This window comes from Novosphingobium sp. 17-62-19 (assembly GCF_002256775.1).
In the GTDB taxonomy this organism is placed as follows: domain Bacteria; phylum Pseudomonadota; class Alphaproteobacteria; order Sphingomonadales; family Sphingomonadaceae; genus Novosphingobium.
On sequence record NZ_NCII01000024.1, the window covers coordinates 1 to 15,135 of the forward strand.

Annotated in this window: 14 protein-coding genes; 6 read left to right on the forward strand and 8 right to left on the reverse strand. The window is 61.5% G+C overall.

The features are described 5' to 3' along the window. The first annotated feature begins 19 nt into the window (after nucleotides 1-19). Together gcvPA and gcvPB are read left to right on the forward strand one after the other, a co-directional pair. A complete protein-coding gene (gcvPA, locus tag B7X90_RS06385) occupies nucleotides 20-1,378 on the forward strand; it encodes an aminomethyl-transferring glycine dehydrogenase subunit GcvPA (RefSeq protein ID WP_292622828.1) in 1,359 nt (452 codons plus the stop codon). After that, nucleotides 1,375-2,931, forward strand: a complete 1,557-nt coding sequence (gcvPB, locus tag B7X90_RS06390) for an aminomethyl-transferring glycine dehydrogenase subunit GcvPB (RefSeq protein ID WP_292622780.1) — start codon at nucleotides 1,375-1,377, stop codon at nucleotides 2,929-2,931. The genes gcvPA and gcvPB overlap by 4 nt, the downstream gene beginning before the upstream one ends. A gap of 56 nt (nucleotides 2,932-2,987) precedes the next feature. Here gcvPB and B7X90_RS06395 read toward each other — a convergent pair whose 3' ends face one another. After that, nucleotides 2,988-3,122: a hypothetical protein gene (locus B7X90_RS06395; RefSeq protein ID WP_292622782.1), complete on the reverse strand. Its 135-nt coding sequence runs from the start codon at nucleotides 3,120-3,122 to the stop codon at nucleotides 2,988-2,990. Nucleotides 3,123-3,198: 76 nt separating this feature from the next. Further along, a complete protein-coding gene (locus tag B7X90_RS06400; RefSeq protein WP_292622784.1) occupies nucleotides 3,199-4,086 on the reverse strand; it encodes a DMT family transporter in 888 nt (295 codons plus the stop codon). Nucleotides 4,087-4,167: 81 nt separating this feature from the next. Between B7X90_RS06400 and B7X90_RS06405 the strand changes: the two genes are divergently transcribed. Beyond that, on the forward strand, nucleotides 4,168-4,386 hold the full coding sequence (locus B7X90_RS06405; protein WP_292622787.1) for a hypothetical protein: 219 nt from the start codon (nucleotides 4,168-4,170) through the stop codon (nucleotides 4,384-4,386). A 10-nt stretch (nucleotides 4,387-4,396) separates the two neighbouring features. Here B7X90_RS06405 and B7X90_RS06410 read toward each other — a convergent pair whose 3' ends face one another. Continuing rightward, complete coding sequence (locus B7X90_RS06410; RefSeq protein ID WP_292622790.1) at nucleotides 4,397-5,935, reverse strand: CpaF family protein; 1,539 nt, start codon at nucleotides 5,933-5,935, stop codon at nucleotides 4,397-4,399. A gap of 228 nt (nucleotides 5,936-6,163) precedes the next feature. Here B7X90_RS06410 and B7X90_RS06415 point away from each other — a divergent pair, with 228 nt between their 5' ends. Then, nucleotides 6,164-6,808, forward strand: coding sequence for a class I SAM-dependent methyltransferase (locus tag B7X90_RS06415; RefSeq protein WP_292622793.1), 645 nt, complete (start codon nucleotides 6,164-6,166; stop codon nucleotides 6,806-6,808). Next, nucleotides 6,801-7,688 (forward strand): hypothetical protein, encoded by an 888-nt coding sequence (locus B7X90_RS06420; protein WP_292622795.1) that lies wholly within the window; start codon nucleotides 6,801-6,803, stop codon nucleotides 7,686-7,688. Before B7X90_RS06415 ends, B7X90_RS06420 begins: the two co-directional genes overlap by 8 nt. On the opposite strand, the gene B7X90_RS06425 is transcribed toward B7X90_RS06420, so the two are convergent. Beyond that, nucleotides 7,675-9,342 (reverse strand): hypothetical protein, encoded by a 1,668-nt coding sequence (locus tag B7X90_RS06425; RefSeq protein WP_292622796.1) that lies wholly within the window; start codon nucleotides 9,340-9,342, stop codon nucleotides 7,675-7,677. The two genes, B7X90_RS06420 and B7X90_RS06425, sit on opposite strands and share 14 nt — an antisense overlap. Beyond that, the gene (locus B7X90_RS06430; protein WP_292622797.1) at nucleotides 9,339-10,409 is read right to left on the reverse strand and encodes a glycosyltransferase family 2 protein; all 1,071 of its coding nucleotides are present in this window, start codon (nucleotides 10,407-10,409) and stop codon (nucleotides 9,339-9,341) included. Before B7X90_RS06430 ends, B7X90_RS06425 begins: the two co-directional genes overlap by 4 nt. Before the next feature lie 105 nt (nucleotides 10,410-10,514). Here B7X90_RS06430 and B7X90_RS06435 point away from each other — a divergent pair, with 105 nt between their 5' ends. Beyond that, complete coding sequence (locus B7X90_RS06435) at nucleotides 10,515-11,405, forward strand: DMT family transporter (RefSeq protein ID WP_292622798.1); 891 nt, start codon at nucleotides 10,515-10,517, stop codon at nucleotides 11,403-11,405. Nucleotides 11,406-11,490: 85 nt separating this feature from the next. Here B7X90_RS06435 and B7X90_RS06440 read toward each other — a convergent pair whose 3' ends face one another. The 3 genes from B7X90_RS06440 to B7X90_RS06450 are packed head-to-tail and all read right to left on the reverse strand — an operon-like array spanning nucleotide 11,491 to nucleotide 15,133. Then, entirely contained in the window at nucleotides 11,491-12,333 is an 843-nt protein-coding gene (locus B7X90_RS06440; RefSeq protein WP_292622799.1) for an HAD hydrolase-like protein, read from the reverse strand. Continuing rightward, entirely contained in the window at nucleotides 12,330-13,802 is a 1,473-nt protein-coding gene (locus B7X90_RS06445; protein WP_292622800.1) for a biotin carboxyl carrier protein, read from the reverse strand. The genes B7X90_RS06440 and B7X90_RS06445 overlap by 4 nt, the downstream gene beginning before the upstream one ends. Continuing rightward, nucleotides 13,799-15,133: a biotin carboxylase N-terminal domain-containing protein gene (locus B7X90_RS06450; RefSeq protein ID WP_292622801.1), complete on the reverse strand. Its 1,335-nt coding sequence runs from the start codon at nucleotides 15,131-15,133 to the stop codon at nucleotides 13,799-13,801. Before B7X90_RS06450 ends, B7X90_RS06445 begins: the two co-directional genes overlap by 4 nt. Between the last annotated feature and the right edge of the window lie 2 nt (nucleotides 15,134-15,135).

Consider the following 15,135-nt stretch of genomic DNA (forward strand, 5'->3'; position numbering starts at 1 on the left):
ATCGCGGAGCTTTGATTCCATGCGCTATCTTCCCCTGACCGACGCTGACCGGAGCGCCATGCTCTCGGTCATCGGCGCAGGCTCGATTGACGAGCTGTTTGCCGACGTTCCCGCCGAGGCTCGCCTTTCAGCCCCCATCGCTGGCCTGCCCAATCACGCCAGCGAAATGGCGGTCGAACGCCACATGGCGCGGCTTTCCGCCAATAACGTCACTGCCGGATCGGTGCCGTTCTTCCTCGGCGCAGGTGCTTATCGTCACCATGTCCCCGCCACGGTCGATCACATGATCCAGCGCGGCGAATTCCTCACCGCCTACACGCCCTACCAGCCTGAAATCGCACAGGGCACGCTGCAGGTCCTGTTCGAATTCCAGACGCAGGTCGCGCGTCTGTTCGGCACTGATGTGGCCAACGCCTCGCTCTACGATGGCTCGACCGCGTGCTGGGAAGCCATCGCGATGGCGGGCCGCATCACCAAGCGCGGAAAGGCCGTGCTCTCGGGCGGCGTACACTCGCACTACGTCGAAACCGCGCGCACGATGGCCAAGTTCACCGGCGACGTTCTCGATACGACTGCCCCCGAACTCACGCCTGCACCCGACGATGCCGCGCTGATTGCCCGCATCGACAGTGAAACCTCATGCGTCGTTGTCCAATACCCGGACATTCTGGGCCGCATTCCCAATCTCGCCGCAATTGCCGAAGCAGCACAGGCCAATGGCGCGCTGCTGATCGCTGTCGTTACTGAACCCGTCGCACTCGGCGTCCTGCAAAGCCCCGGCAGCCTTGGCGCTGACATTGTGGTGGGTGAGGGCCAGTCCATCGGCGTCGGCCTGCAGTTCGGCGGACCCTACCTCGGCCTTTTCGGCTGCCGCGAAAAGTACCTTCGCCAGATTCCCGGTCGCCTCTGCGGTGAAACCGTGGACGCCGATGGCAAGCGCGGCTTCGTGCTCACGCTGTCCACGCGCGAACAGCACATCCGGCGCGAAAAGGCGACGAGCAATATCTGCACCAACTCCGGCCTGTGCGCGCTGGCCTTCTCGATCCACATGACGCTGCTCGGCGGTTCGGGCCTGTCCGACATGGCAAAACTCAGCCACGCCGCCGCCCGCAAGACTGCTGCCGCACTTGCAGACGTTCCCGGCGTCACCGTGGTAAATGCGCACTACTTCAACGAATTCGCTATCACCCTGCCCAAGGATGCGCGACAGGTCGTGCGCGAACTGGCTGACCGGCAAGTCCTCGGCGGTGTCTCGCTTGGCCGCCTTTACCCGCAGGAAGCGGCCCTTGCGAACGGCATGGTCGTCGCCGCCACTGAATGCACGACGGACGAAGACATCGCAGCGCTGGCCGCTGCGCTCAAGGAGGTGCTGGCATGAACGCGATCAATCCCACCGGTTGGCGCCCTTCGATGGGCGAAAATGTCCCCGGCGCACCGGTCCAGACCTTCACCGGCAACCGCGGGCTGCAACTGGAAGAAGCGCTGCTGTTCGAACTCGGCCTGCCCGACCGTTCGGGCGTCGACTTCCCCGAAACGGACAGCATTGATCTGTCCGCACTCGGCCCGATGGCCCGCACCGAACGCCCGAACCTGCCCGGCTTGTCCGAACCGGAAACTGTGCGTCACTACACCCGCCTGTCGCGCCAGAACTATGCCATCGACCTTGGCCTGTTCCCGCTCGGCTCCTGCACCATGAAGCACAACCCGCGCCTTGATGAAAAAGTCGCGCGGATGCCCGGCTTTGCCGATGTCCACCCGCTCCAGCCGGTTCACACGGTGCAGGGCGCGCTCTCGGTCATCAATGAACTGGCGTTCTGGCTGATTGAACTCACCGGGATGCACGGCGTCGCCATGACACCCAAAGCCGGTGCCCACGGCGAACTGTGCGGCTTGCTCTGCATCCGCGCCGCGCTTGAGGCCAAGGGCGATCCGCGCGATGTTATCCTTGTTCCCGAAAGCGCGCATGGCACCAATCCCGCCACTGCCGCCTTCGCAGGCTTCAAGGTGGAAAACATCCCCGCCACCCCCGAAGGGCGCGTCGATTCCGACGCGTTGATTGCGCGCCTCGGCCCCGATGTTGCAGGTGTTATGATCACCAACCCCAACACCTGCGGCCTGTTCGAACGTGATCTCAAGACTATCGCCGATGCCGTCCACGCGGCGGGCGGATACGTCTATTGTGATGGCGCAAACTTCAACGCCATCGTCGGCCGCGTGCGTCCGGGCGATCTTGGCGTCGATGCCATGCACATCAACCTGCACAAGACCTTCTCCACCCCGCACGGCGGCGGCGGTCCCGGCTCCGGCCCGGTCGTTCTGTCCGAAGCGCTCAGCCCCTTCGGCCCGCTGCCCTTCACCGCGCGGCAGGCCGATGGTTCGGTGCTACTGATCGAGGAAGAGCAGGCGCACGAAGAGCACCCGCAGACCTTCGGTCGCATGTGTGCATTCCACGGCCAGATGGGCATGTACACCCGCGCGCTCGCCTATATCCTCAGCCATGGCGCGGATGGCTTGCGGCAGGTTTCGGGCGATGCCGTGCTCAACGCCAACTACATCCTGCGCAGCCTCGATGATGTGCTCGATGCCCCGTTCGGCGCATCTGGCCCATGTATGCACGAAGCGCTGTTCTCGGACGATGGCTTTGCCGAAGGCTTCTCGACCAACGATCTTGCCAAGGGCCTGATCGACGAGGGTTATCACCCGATGACGGTCTATTTTCCGCTCGTCGTCCACGGCGCGATGCTGGTGGAGCCGACCGAGACCGAGAGCAAGGCCGGAATCGACCAGTTCGTCGGTGCGATGCGCTCGCTTGCCGAGCGGGCAAGGGCGGGGGATGCAATGCTGAAATCAGCCCCGCACCTGGCTCCGCGTCGCCGTCTTGATGAAACGCTGGCCGCACGCAAGCCGAAGCTGGTGTGGAAAGAAGACTGACACGAAAAGGGCCGCTCCGGCAAAACGGAGCGGCCCATCTAACGTCGGCGAAACGATCAGTCGTTCATCGCGCCCTGCGTCGTATCTGCAGCCGATTCGAGGTCTGCACCCGCACCGCGCACGGTGTTGCAGGCGCTTACGCCCATCAACAGGCCGCCCATCATTGTGGCAAAAACAAACTTGCGGATCATGGCTTGCACCTTTCCATCGTGGGCGGGCGGAGAATGTCCGCCTCGTGCCCGATCTGGTAGGTAGAACGCCCGAAGGTCAGGCCGGTTCCAGCGCCGCCGCTTCCGCAAGGCGTCGCTTGCCCAACACGTGTTCTCGCCATACGATCAACAGGCTTGCCCCGATGATCACCGGTGCGCCGATCCATGTGCTGGCAGGCGGCAGATGGCTGAACACCAGCCAGCCCCAGAATGTGGCCCACGCAAGCTGCACATAATCCACCACGATCACGCTGGCCACCGAGCCATAACGCAGCGAAGCCGTCATTGTGATCTGCGCAAACAGACCGGTCACGCCGATTCCGCCCAGCATCAGCCATCCCGTCAGGTCATGGTTCATCCCCGTGCTGAACAGGAACAGTCCCAGAAATGGTGCGCTGATAGCCGAGAAATAGAACACCACCGTCAGCGGTTCTTCGGTCCGCCCCAGATCGCGCACCTGCACCGTCACCAGTGCCACCATGAATGCCGCACCGATCCCGACAATAACGCCAAACAACGGCAAGTTGCTGGTATCCGGCCCGGCAATGATAAGCACTCCCAACAGCCCGACAATCACAGCCGTCCAGCGCCAAGGCCCGACCTTTTCCTTTAACAATATCGCCGAAAGAATCACCGCGAACATCGGCGTGGTAAAGCCAAGCACGGTCGCTTCAGCCAGCGGCAGAATGCGCACCACGCCCAGCGTCAGGAACATGCCCGTTCCACCAATCAGCGCGCGCCGGGCATGGACCCATGGCCGTTGGGTCTTCAACCGGCCAACCTCACCACGCGCCGCCAGCCATCCAAAAATGACCAGTGCAGGCAAGGCCTGTCGCCAGAACAGCGTTTCAGGAAGCGCGATGCCGAGATCGCCGGTCAATTTGACCAGCAGCAGCATGACCGAGAATAGCACCGTAGCCAACAGGCGCAACGCAAGTGCGAGCATCGGACGATCATGCGCATTCATATGAGGGCCTTAGGCCATAGCCCCTTGTGATCAACCCCTTCATTGCCCATCTGGCGAGCAATGGAAGATTGGTTCCCGCACCTCTGGCAATTTCACCTCAGCGCAGGAGCAGTAGCGCTTGTCGTCGCACTGGTGTCGGTCTGGGCCGAACGCCGCCGCCTGCGCCGCACCAATCTCGATGCAGTCGGCTTTATGCCCTGGACCGTGATCTACCTGACCACGTTCCTCACAGCTATCGTGTTCCTCGGCCTCTCAGCGCGGGAATGGTTCGCAGTTTAAACGGCAGTTATCACAAGCAAGCTTCAAGATAAGCCTGATCGAATCCGAACTGCCGCGCCTTTTCCAGCGTGTAGGGGCGCAGGCCCGAGGGGCGGAACTCACCGATGATCTTGCCGTCCTCGGTCTCGTCAAGATACTCGAACTTGAACAGATCCTGCGTCACGATCACATCGCCTTCCATCCCGATCACTTCGGTGATGCCGGTGGTGCGGCGTGAGCCATCGCGCAGACGCTTGACCTGCACGATCAGATCGACCGATTCCGCAATCTGGCGGCTGATCGCTTCCTTCGGGATCTTGATGTCGCCCATCAGGATCATGTTTTCCATACGGCCAAGGCATTCGCGCGCCGAGTTGGCGTGAAGGGTACACATCGAACCATCGTGGCCGGTGTTCATCGCAGCGAGCAGATCGAAGCACTCAGCGCCACGGATTTCGCCAAGGATGATGCGGTCAGGACGCATACGCAACGCGTTCTTCACCAGATCGCCGATGGTGATGGCACCCTGGCCTTCAAGGTTCGGCGGACGCGTTTCCAGCGGCAGCCAGTGCGGCTGTTGCAGCCGAAGTTCGGCGGCGTCTTCGATGGTGAGCACACGCTCGCCCGGATCGATCATCTTCGACAGCGCGTTGAGCATGGTCGTCTTGCCCGAACCCGTACCGCCCGAGATGACGATGTTCATGCGGCAGGCCCCGGCAATCTTCAGCGCGGTCGCCATCTTGTCGCTCATCGACCCGAAATCGCGCAGCATGTCGATCGTGATCGGCTTTTCGGAAAACTTACGAATGGAGATCGCGGTGCCGCGCAGCGAAAGCGGCGGCACGATCACGTTGACGCGGCTGCCGTCCTTGAGGCGAGCGTCTGCCAGCGGCGTGGTCTGGTCAACACGGCGGCCCACCTGGTTCACGATGCGCTGGGCGATTTGGAACAGGTGGCTTTCATCGCGGAAGCGGATCGGGGCGAGCACGAGCTTGCCCTTCTTTTCGATGTAGGTCTGCTCCGGCCCGTTGACCATGATGTCCGAGATGTCAGGATCGTTCAGCAGCTCTTCCAGCGGCCCGAAGCCCAGCAACTCGTCAATCAGCACCTTTTCCAGCGCGAACTGTTCACGCCGGTTGAGCGTGACCTTCAGTTCGGCCAGCACTTCCAGGATGATCGGGCGGAATTCTTCGGAAAGCTCGTCCTTGGTCAGCGTCGCCGCCGCTTCGGGATCGACACGCTCCAGCAGGCGGGGCAGCACCTGCTCCTTGATCTTGTGGACCGAAGCCTCAAAGCCCTCGGCCTGATAGTTGCCTTCGTTCACGCCATTGGCACGATCGGCCAGACGCGTCAGAGCATCAGCCTTCAGCGCCGCGCCATTGGCTGGCGCGTCGTCATTGTCCATTGCGGGCAGGGGCGGGAACTGGTCGCCGCCCATCGGCATAGGCACTGCCGCAGCAGAAGGCGTCGCAGCCTGTTCCCCGGCCTTCATCGGTCTTGCCACGCCGAACGAGGGTCTGGCCCCCGTCGATGTGCCTGAAAGTCCGGTCTTCCGCCCGAAAGCGCTCATGTCATAACCCCTGCGTGATCCTCTGCGCACAAAGCCCGAAAAGCCTTGGTGCATGGCGTCGCTTATGGTGATTATTCGGCAAACTTTGACATTTCGCTAATGTCTTCATCATCCGACAAGGTTAGCGAAAAATGTTAATTTACCGGCAAACTTCCTCGCAAAACATCGTTAGTCCAATCTTAACAGCCCCAGCGGTAAGTCTATCGCAGCAGAGTTGACGAGGGTGTCATGCAGGTTGCCAAAAATGCCTATTCCGCATCAGCACAAGCCATCGCCGGACTCTCGGTGCTTGATGGTTTCTGGCAGCAGGCGCGCACATCCTCCCCATGGGGACTGCAACGCTGGGCCGCTTCGCTGCTCGCAATCCATCAACCGGAACGCATGATCCCGCTCGATTGCCCGTGGTGGAATGTTGTCGCCACGCGTGAGATTGACGCCTTTCTTGCCGCCCGACCCGCTGCCCGCGTTTTCGAATACGGTTCGGGCGCGAGCACGGCCTGGCTGTCGCGCCGCGCGCGCGAAGTCATCAGTGTGGAACATCACGCAGGCTGGCATACCCGGCTTGGTGAACTCATCTCCGATCGCGGCAACGTGCGGCTGTGGCATCGTGATCTGACGACCCCGGCCTATGTTGACGCCATCGCCGAAGCAGGGGGGCAGTTCGATCTCATCGTCGTCGATGGCCGTGATCGCAACGCCTGCCTCGCCCGCGCCATGCCATTCCTGAAGCCTGATGGCGTCATCCTGTTCGATGATACGGGCCGTTCGCGCTATCGCAAGGCGATCCGCAATTGCGGGTTGAAAGAAACACGGCACTTTGGCCGCTCTTACTGCGTTCCCTACCCGGATTTCAGCAGCATCCTTCATGCCTGAAGCGCAAACCCCGGCCATTACAGTACTGTCCGGGGATAATCGCAAGCGCCGTCTGGGCCGCCGCATTGCCGGGTTCGCCCTTGTTGGCACATGCCTTGGTTTCATGGGGCACCGCGTCGCGCAGCTTGGCCCCGGTGTGCTGCTCGAACAGGCCTCTTGGCCCTTGGCGGGTGCGATGGTCGCCGCGCCGGTGTTCTTCGCGCTGTCCAATCGCGCGCTCTCCTCGGCCTGGCACGCGCTGGCAGATCCTTCTGACACTGTAGCCCCGGCCAACATGCGCGCGATCTACGGTCGCGGCGTGCTTGCCAAGTATCTGCCCGGATCGGTCTTTCAATACGCCAGCCGCCAGATCGAAGGCGCCGCCGCCGGGCTGGATCATCGCACTCTGGCAAAAAGCAGCCTTGTTGAAATCGCACTGCACCTGCCGTCAAGCCTCGGCGCGATGGGCCTTGCACTGGCTTTCGCGCGCTGGCCGCTTCTAGGCATTCTGGCAGTCCCGGCGGTCGTAAGGCTTGCGCGATCCCCAGCCACGCCGCTTATGCGCGCCGGGGCATTGCAGCTTTGCGGATTCCTATGCTTCGCCGCCGCTGCCGCCGTGATTGGCGCCGCCTTGCTGCCTGCAAGCGCACCGCTTGGACTGTTCGCTGGATTGTTCCTGCTGGCCTGGCTCGCGGGCTTTCTGGTGCCGATTGCTCCGGGTGGTCTCGGCGTAAGGGAGGCGGTGATGGTCGCACTCGCCAGCAGTGCCTTTTCCACTGCTCCAGTTTTGGCCGGTGTGCTGGCCTTACGGATATCCTCGATAGTGGGCGATTTTGTCTTCAGCCTGTTCGCCACTCTGGGGCGTCATCGACGCCCCAGAGGAAGCGTCAATATATTGTGAAGTACTGCTCGCGCGGCCAAGGCTGTGTCGGCCGGCGCAAGTGATCACCCCAACGCAAAGTCACTTCGGCTGCGCTTGTGACAATGTGAGGACCTCGCGCAAGTGAAACGACATCGCCTGCCGCGTGTCCGACGCGATCAATTGTGATGTCGCCGCCTTCTATGGTGTAAAGACCCGGAACCGCAAAATCGAGTTTCAGATTCGCTGATCCGGCTGGAATAACTTTCCCCGCAACATATGCAAAACCCCAATGAGGTATGAAATTTTCCTGGATCACTGCTGTGTCTGCAGGAAGAAGTCCGTCAGAAATTCCATTATTTTTCACAGCGTCAAGAAGCGTTGGTGCGTCAATCAGGAGCAATGGAACGGTTTCCCGGCGCATTGCTTCTGAATAGGAGGGTGAGCCTTTACGCCTGTAGTCGCGCAAAGCCCAAGCCGTTGCGAACTTGTTCACAGCCCGTGGGAAATCTCCAGCCAAGCCGCAATTGTCGATGTACACCGCTCCGTCTGGAAACATCTCACGAAGTCCGGTTTGGATGGTTCGCTGCCGCTCGATGACTGCACGGTCTTGCGTGAGCGAAAGGAATATCGCGCTTGCCACCATCCCACCGCTGATGATGCCAAAGCCATATCTTCGCAGCATCGCTGCAAATTCTGGAGCCGCTGCTACGACAACGGGGGGAAGAATAAAAGCGTAGTGGTAGGGGTAGGCATTGTAGTAAAATGGCACGGTCAATAACGGGGCAAATAGCCCAAGGCGCATGACCGCCAACCCATCAAATGCTTTCGCTCTCAACACCGAAATCGGAACCATTAGCACGGCAATAGTGAGAATGGGGGCGATCAAAGCCTGTCGAAGCGCCCATCCCTGTTGGGGAAAGAAGCCTTGGGTAAACATCCATTCGATTGATGTACGCCCAAGCAAGCTGGCATTCTGCAACAGCCCAAGAACGCCGCTGGAGGGCAAATACGGCCCAAAAAGAATTAGCGCGCTACCGAAAATTACCACGCACACCGTTATAGTAACGAGTGTGATGCGGTGAAGCCTGTCTTCAAGGCGGTAATAAGCTATCCCAAAGAAAGCAGGGCCATAAAACACACTTTTAATGGTACATATGAAGCCGATACCCCCTAATACAACTGCGATCAGAAGTGTGCGTGCTTTGAATGGACCTGTCATTAAAATGTATAACGACATCATGAGGGCTGCGCTTGCAATCATGTCTGACCGCAACGCGAAAGCGTGCAGAAACACAAATCCACCGCTTGCAAAGGCAAGGCCCGAGATTAGGGCAGCATTCTGATCAACAAATCGCCGTGTCATAGCGATGATTATGCCAACGGTAGCTAGTTCGAACGTTAGCGTTATTAGCCGTGCTAATTGGATATGAAAAATGTTGTCGCCCGGAGTAAATGGTATCCACCAAAACAGTTTCACATAAGGCGTTTGAAACATTTCAGTTGGGCGACCGGCATTAAACTCGGTAATTTCGGAAAAATGATAAAACTCATCCCAATTTATGCTTTTAGAAAAGATTAGCTCAATTTGAAGAAGAATAACGACCGAAAGCGCAGCAAGCAAATAGCCACGCGTTCCGATTCCAATCTTCGTCACCTGCAGGTGAGGTTTATGTTGCTTTGCTAAACTGGTCATGCTGCTTCACATGCCTCGGGGTTACCAGATTTTGGGGTGATCTGGGGTCCGTTCCGCAGCGCGGCAACGTCCTGCTCCAATCGGCGGATGTGACCAAGAGATGCCTCCAGCAGCTTGCGGTTTGCACCTACCAGTTCAGCGAGTACACCCATCAGACCGGTCATCACGCCCAACACCAATAGCGCGCCACCCAGGACCAGTGATTGCAGATGGCCATCGCCATCGCCCATCGCCCACAGCACCAGAAAGCGCAGCACCGGCAGCAGGCCGATCGTAGCCAGCGCTCCGCCGATCAGCGCGAAGGTGCGCAGCGGGTTGTAGGTCGCATAGGCACGGCCCATCGTCATCAGCTGGCGTGCGATGAACTGCGGGATCGATTTGAACAGGCGGCTCGGCCGTTCGGTCGCATTGGTGCGGATCGGTACGCTGATGATCTTGAACCGCTTGCGCCCGGCCTGGATCAGCATGTCGGTGGTATAGCTGAATTCGGTGGTGATCGTGATGCGCTGTGCAGCGGCACGGCTGATGGCGCGGAAACCGCTGACCGCGTCCGTCACTTCGGTGCCTGAAAGGTTGCGCACCACCGCACTGCCAAGTCGCTGTAAACACTGCTTGAATGGGCCGAAATGTTCGTTGCGGCCAACGCCGCGATCACCGATCACCAGATCCGCTTCGTTCGCCACGATCGGCGCGACCAGCTTGGCAATGTCCTCACCGGCATACTGCCCATCGGCGTCGGTGTTGACGATGATGTCAGCACCAGCCGCCAGCGCGGCATCAAGCCCGCTCTGGAATGCGGCGGCGAGGCCGCGGTTCCGGCGGTGGCGCACCAGGTGGTGCGCGCCAAAACGGCGGGCGACTTCGGCTGTGCCATCGATGCTGCCATCGTCGATGATCAGAATTTCGATCTTGTCGATACCGGGGATCACGCGAGGCAGGGCGACCAGCGTATCGGGCAGGCTGTCTGCCTCGTTCAGGCAGGGAATCTGGATGATCAGCTTGGTCATGTAGCCCCGTTTTACGTCCCGCAGTACGCGCCGCCGGAACACCCCCGTTCCGTCTGTCATCCGTAGGCCTAGCGCCTCATGGTTAACCCCCGGTAAAGGCGCCAAAGCGCTGGCAGCGGGGCGCTTTGGCGGCTAGGCGGGGTTGCGTTTTGTTCAGGGGGCTTCTTGCAGGACAATCACAGATCAGGCCTGATTTTCGCATTGGGCGGCTTCGCGCTGCTATCGCTTGGCGATATCGCGGTGAAAAGCATGGCGGGCCAGTGGCCCGGCACCGCGATTGCCGCGCTGCGCTATGTCGTCGGCGCAGTTGGCCTCGGCGTGATACTGTATCTGCGCGAAGGGTGGGCCGGCTTTCGCTTCCCGCGCCTACGCTGGCAGATGTTGCGCGGGAGTGGCGTGGCGCTTGCTGCCGTCGCAAGTTTTACCGCATTCCATCTCATGCCGTTGAGTGAGGCGACCGCAATTTCCTTTACAAGTCCGATGATTACCGCGCTGCTTGCTGCAATCATGCTGGGTGAGGCGCTGCGGCGCGAGACGTTGATCGCCAGCGTCGTGGCGTTCATCGGTGTGCTGCTGATCCTGCGCCCCAACTTTGCCGTGCTTGGCCCTGCCGCGCTGCTGCCGGTGTTCGCGGCGACCGGGATGGCGCTGCTGATGATCGCCAACCGCAAGGTGGTGGGTCTGGGGAGCATCCTGTCGATGCAGTTCAACGTGGCCGCGATTGGCGCTGTCTTGCTGGTCATCGCTGCAATTGCCGGACATTTCAGCGGTTTGGCAATGTTCGCCGTGCCCCCTCTGCCGCTCCCGGTCCTGCTCAAGAGCGCCGGGATCGCGGTCAGCGCAAGCCTTGCGCACATGCTGCTTTATCTGGCGACCACGCGGACCGGGGCGGCGGCGATTGCGCCGATGACGTATGTGCAGTTGCTGCTGGCCGGATGCTTTGGCTGGGTGCTGTTTGATGAGCGGCCCGACCTTGTTGCCGTGATCGGGGCTGCTGTGATCGTGTGTGCGGGGCTGTACCTGTGGCGTGCGGGGCGTGCGCCTAATCCGGTATAATATTCAGCAACGTCATATAATTACGGTCGGTTTCCGCTAAATTTCCAAACGACGCATGAATGCACCTAAATGCACCAAAGCGCACCTAGAGTGCACCTAACAGCGGTTCGAGGTCGTTCAGCAGCACCGTGGGGCGGTCTTTTTCGGGCAAGGCAACATCGCTGCCCATGATGCCCGTCGCAAGGCCGACCGACATCGCGCCAACCGCATTTGCCATGCGCATTTCCAACGCCGGATCGTCTCCAACAACCACCATGTCCTTCGCGGCGGAGCGGGGCAGGCCGAGCACTTTCATCGCGGTGTCGAACGCGACTTTGGACGGCTTGCCCAGAATTCGCGGGCGCTTGCGCGTCATCGCCGTGAGCATGGCGTTGATCGGAAAGCTCGCCCCGATGGCGCGGCCATTTTCGGTGGCGAAAAACGGAACGTGGCTGGCCGTGACAAGTCGCGCGCCGTTCCACAACGAGTGGCATCCGGCCTCTAACGCATTGAAATCAAACTCGCGGAACCAGCCGGTGTAGACGGCGTCCACCCCGTCCGCCTCTTCCGATGGGCTGACCACATCCAGCCCGGCATCGATCAAGGGCGCAGCGCAGCCTGCGTTGCCGAGCACCCGCACCTTGCGTGCGCCCACGCTATCGAGCCAGACCGCAGCGGATGTCGAGGGCGTGAGCATCTGCCCGTCTTCCACCGGAAAACCGGCGTTGCGCAATGAGTTGGCATAGACGGCGGGGGGCTTGGCCGTGCCATTGGTAAAGACGACATAGGGCGTTCCGCTGGCTTTCAGAGCTTCCAGCACGGCGATGGCGTGAGGCAGGGCGCGGTGGCCGCCGCTTTTGGAATCGCCCAGCGCGATGGTGCCGTCCATATCGAAGATGAAGCCTGCCGCGCCGCGCAGGCGGGCGGTCAATTCTGCGTTCAGTTTCAAAGCGATGCTCCGGCATGGAGGGCAAGACGGAAGCCGTCGCGCTCGATCACCAGATCGCGCGCATGGGGCCGTGCCGCCAGTTGGCGCAGCAACGACAGGATCGGTGCGGCGTGGGGCGAGTAGGTGGCGCGCGAACGTCCGGCGACGAGCATGGCATCGACCTGTTCGCCCGGCATCACCGCGCGCAGCAGGAATTCCTCGTCGGGCAGGTTGGTGCCGAACTGGCGGCGCAGATCGCCAAGTGCCGGAAACATCGGCTCATTTTCCAGCTCGCGCGAACGCGGGCGGTCCATGATCGTGGCCAGCACTGTTGGATCGACCGGCGATGTGGGCTTGCCGAACTTGCCCATGCAATAGCGGATCACCTGATCCGAAACTTGCGCATAGCGGCGGTCCCCGATCACGTTGAACAGCGCCTGCGTCATGACCATCTGCGGGAACGGCGTGACCATGATGGGGAAGCCGAGGTCGGCGCGGACCTGCCCGGTTTCGGCGATCACCGCGTCCATCCGGTCTGACAGGCCGAGTTCTTCCAACTGGCGCGCGATGGTCGTCATGACGCCACCTGCGATCTGGTGGCGCAGGAAGCTGGCGTCAAAATTCTGCGGGGTGCCGGGGGGCAGGCCTTCCGCCAGCGCGACCTGTTGCCAGTAGGTGGTGAGGCGTTTCAGCGCGGGTTTGTCTATGCCGACTTCGAAGCCTGCTTCTTCAAGGTTGGCGACCATACGGTTGGCTTCGGGCAAGGATGAGCCGTCGCCGCCGGGGCCAACGCCGACGTGGATAGCCGAAATGCCCAGCTTTGCGGCTTCCAGACTGGTCATCATGCCGAGGCCGACGGTGGTGTGGGCGTGGATTTCGAGCGGACGGTTGCCGATGGCAGCCTTTACCGCAGGCACCAGCGTGCGGGCGCGATCTACGGAAAGCAGGCCTGCCGGGTCCTTGATGTAGAACAGGTCGATATGCGGGCTCTGCCCCACGGCGCGGGCGAAATCGGCGTAGAATTCGTCGGTGTGGATTTCCGAGAGGGTGAAGGTGAGCGCCGCCATGACTTCGGCACTGCCTTCTTCCTTCACCAGCTTTGCCGCCTCGATCACGGCGGGTACTTCGTGCATCGGGTCGAGCAGGACGAAGCGGCCCACGCCGTTCACCTGCAGCGCGCGATAGACGAGGCGCATGAATTCAGGGTCGGCCTGTTGCCATGCGATGAAGCGCAGGCCGGTGGTTATGAACTGCAGCGGCGTGGTGGGCATGGCGGCGGCCATGCGGCGCAGACGCTCCCACGGATTGTTGCGGAAATAGCGGACGGCGACGGCCATGTGGCTGGACGAGGTGAAGTCTATCGCGCGGAAACCGCAGGCTTCGGTCAGTGCGGCGGCTTGCAGCATGTGCGCGGTGTTGAGGCCGGTGGCGCCCCACAGGCTCTGGTTGCCATCGCGCATGGTGACATCGACGAGACGGATCTGCGTCATTGGGCAAGTCCTGCAAGGAAGCCAGTATCGACGCCGCCAGCGATGAAGCGCGGGTCTGCGACGATGCGGCGATGGAGCGGTGCGGTGGTGGGCAGGCCTTCGATGTGCAGCGCTTCCAGCGCTTTGCCCAACTGTTCGACCGCCTGTTCGCGCGTGGGAGCGTGGACGATAAGCTTGCCCATCAGCGAATCGTAGAAGGGCGGGACCTCTCCTCCGATGCCGATGTGGGTATCGACGCGCACGCCGGTGCCTGCGGGCCATGCGGCGCGGGAAGCGCGGCCGGGGGAGGGGCGGAAATCGGCGTCCGGGTCTTCGGCGTTGATGCGCACTTCGATGGCGTGGCCCGTGGGGCGGATCATGGCCTGGGTTAGCGTCAGGTCCTTGCCTATCGCGACGAGCAGTTGTTGTTCAACCAGATCGACGCCGGTGATTGCTTCGGTGACCGGGTGCTCCACCTGAATGCGGGCGTTCAGTTCTAGGAAATAGAACGAGAAATCGGTGGCATCGACGAGGAATTCCGCCGTTCCTGCGCCTCGATAGCCCAGATGGCGGGCGAGGCGGACAGCGGCTTGTTCGATGCCTTCGCGTGCGGCCAAAGGCATTGCGGGGGCAGGCGCTTCCTCAACCAGTTTCTGGAAGCGGCGCTGAATCGAGCAATCGCGCGTGCCGAGGTGGATGGCGTTGGCGCCATCGCCGAGCAACTGCACTTCGACATGGCGGCCGAGCGCCACGAAGCGTTCGACATAGACCGCCGCGTTGCCGAATGCGGCTTGTGCTTCGGCCTGCGCCATGTCGAGCGCGGTATCGAGGTCTTCGGCGCGGTCCACGCGGCGCATCCCTTTGCCGCCCCCGCCGGAGACGGCCTTGAGCAGCAAGGGGTAGCCGGTTTGTGCCGCGCGAGTGTGGACATCGGCGCGGGTGGCGGCTTCTCCGCCGGGGAGGACGGGCAGGCCTGCTTCGACTGCAAGGGCACGAGCAGCGAGTTTGTCGCCCATGCCTTCGAGTGTGGCGATGTCAGGGCCGACGAAGCGGATGCCTTTTGCCTGCATGGCGCGGGCGAAAGTGGCGTTTTCGGACAGGAATCCGTAACCAGGGTGGACGGCGTCGCAGCCCGAACGGACGGCGGCGGCGACCACGCTTTCAACCGAGAGATAGCTTTGTGAGGACGGGCCGGGGCCGACGATTTCTACCTGATCGGCAAGCTGTGCGGGCAGCGATGTGGCATCTGCAGCCGAGGCACCGAGGACGGTTTCGATCCCCATGGCGCGCGCGGTGCGGATCACGCGGAGCGCAATTTCCCCGCGATTGGCGATGAACAGTTTGCGGATCATGA

What these genes read in the sequence shown, in the direction of transcription:
- gcvPA (WP_292622828.1), top strand. Translation starts at nt 20, where the DNA reads ATGCGCTATCTTCCCCTGACCGACGCTGACCGGAGCGCCATGCTCTCG.
- gcvPB (WP_292622780.1), top strand. Translation starts at nt 1,375, where the DNA reads ATGAACGCGATCAATCCCACCGGTTGGCGCCCTTCGATGGGCGAAAAT.
- B7X90_RS06395 (WP_292622782.1), bottom strand. Translation starts at nt 3,122, where the DNA reads ATGATCCGCAAGTTTGTTTTTGCCACAATGATGGGCGGCCTGTTGATG.
- B7X90_RS06400 (WP_292622784.1), bottom strand. Translation starts at nt 4,086, where the DNA reads ATGCTCGCACTTGCGTTGCGCCTGTTGGCTACGGTGCTATTCTCGGTC.
- B7X90_RS06405 (WP_292622787.1), top strand. Translation starts at nt 4,168, where the DNA reads ATGGAAGATTGGTTCCCGCACCTCTGGCAATTTCACCTCAGCGCAGGA.
- B7X90_RS06410 (WP_292622790.1), bottom strand. Translation starts at nt 5,935, where the DNA reads ATGAGCGCTTTCGGGCGGAAGACCGGACTTTCAGGCACATCGACGGGG.
- B7X90_RS06415 (WP_292622793.1), top strand. Translation starts at nt 6,164, where the DNA reads ATGCAGGTTGCCAAAAATGCCTATTCCGCATCAGCACAAGCCATCGCC.
- B7X90_RS06420 (WP_292622795.1), top strand. Translation starts at nt 6,801, where the DNA reads ATGCCTGAAGCGCAAACCCCGGCCATTACAGTACTGTCCGGGGATAAT.
- B7X90_RS06425 (WP_292622796.1), bottom strand. Translation starts at nt 9,342, where the DNA reads ATGACCAGTTTAGCAAAGCAACATAAACCTCACCTGCAGGTGACGAAG.
- B7X90_RS06430 (WP_292622797.1), bottom strand. Translation starts at nt 10,409, where the DNA reads ATGACAGACGGAACGGGGGTGTTCCGGCGGCGCGTACTGCGGGACGTA.
- B7X90_RS06445 (WP_292622800.1), bottom strand. Translation starts at nt 13,802, where the DNA reads ATGACGCAGATCCGTCTCGTCGATGTCACCATGCGCGATGGCAACCAG.
- B7X90_RS06450 (WP_292622801.1), bottom strand. Translation starts at nt 15,133, where the DNA reads ATGATCCGCAAACTGTTCATCGCCAATCGCGGGGAAATTGCGCTCCGC.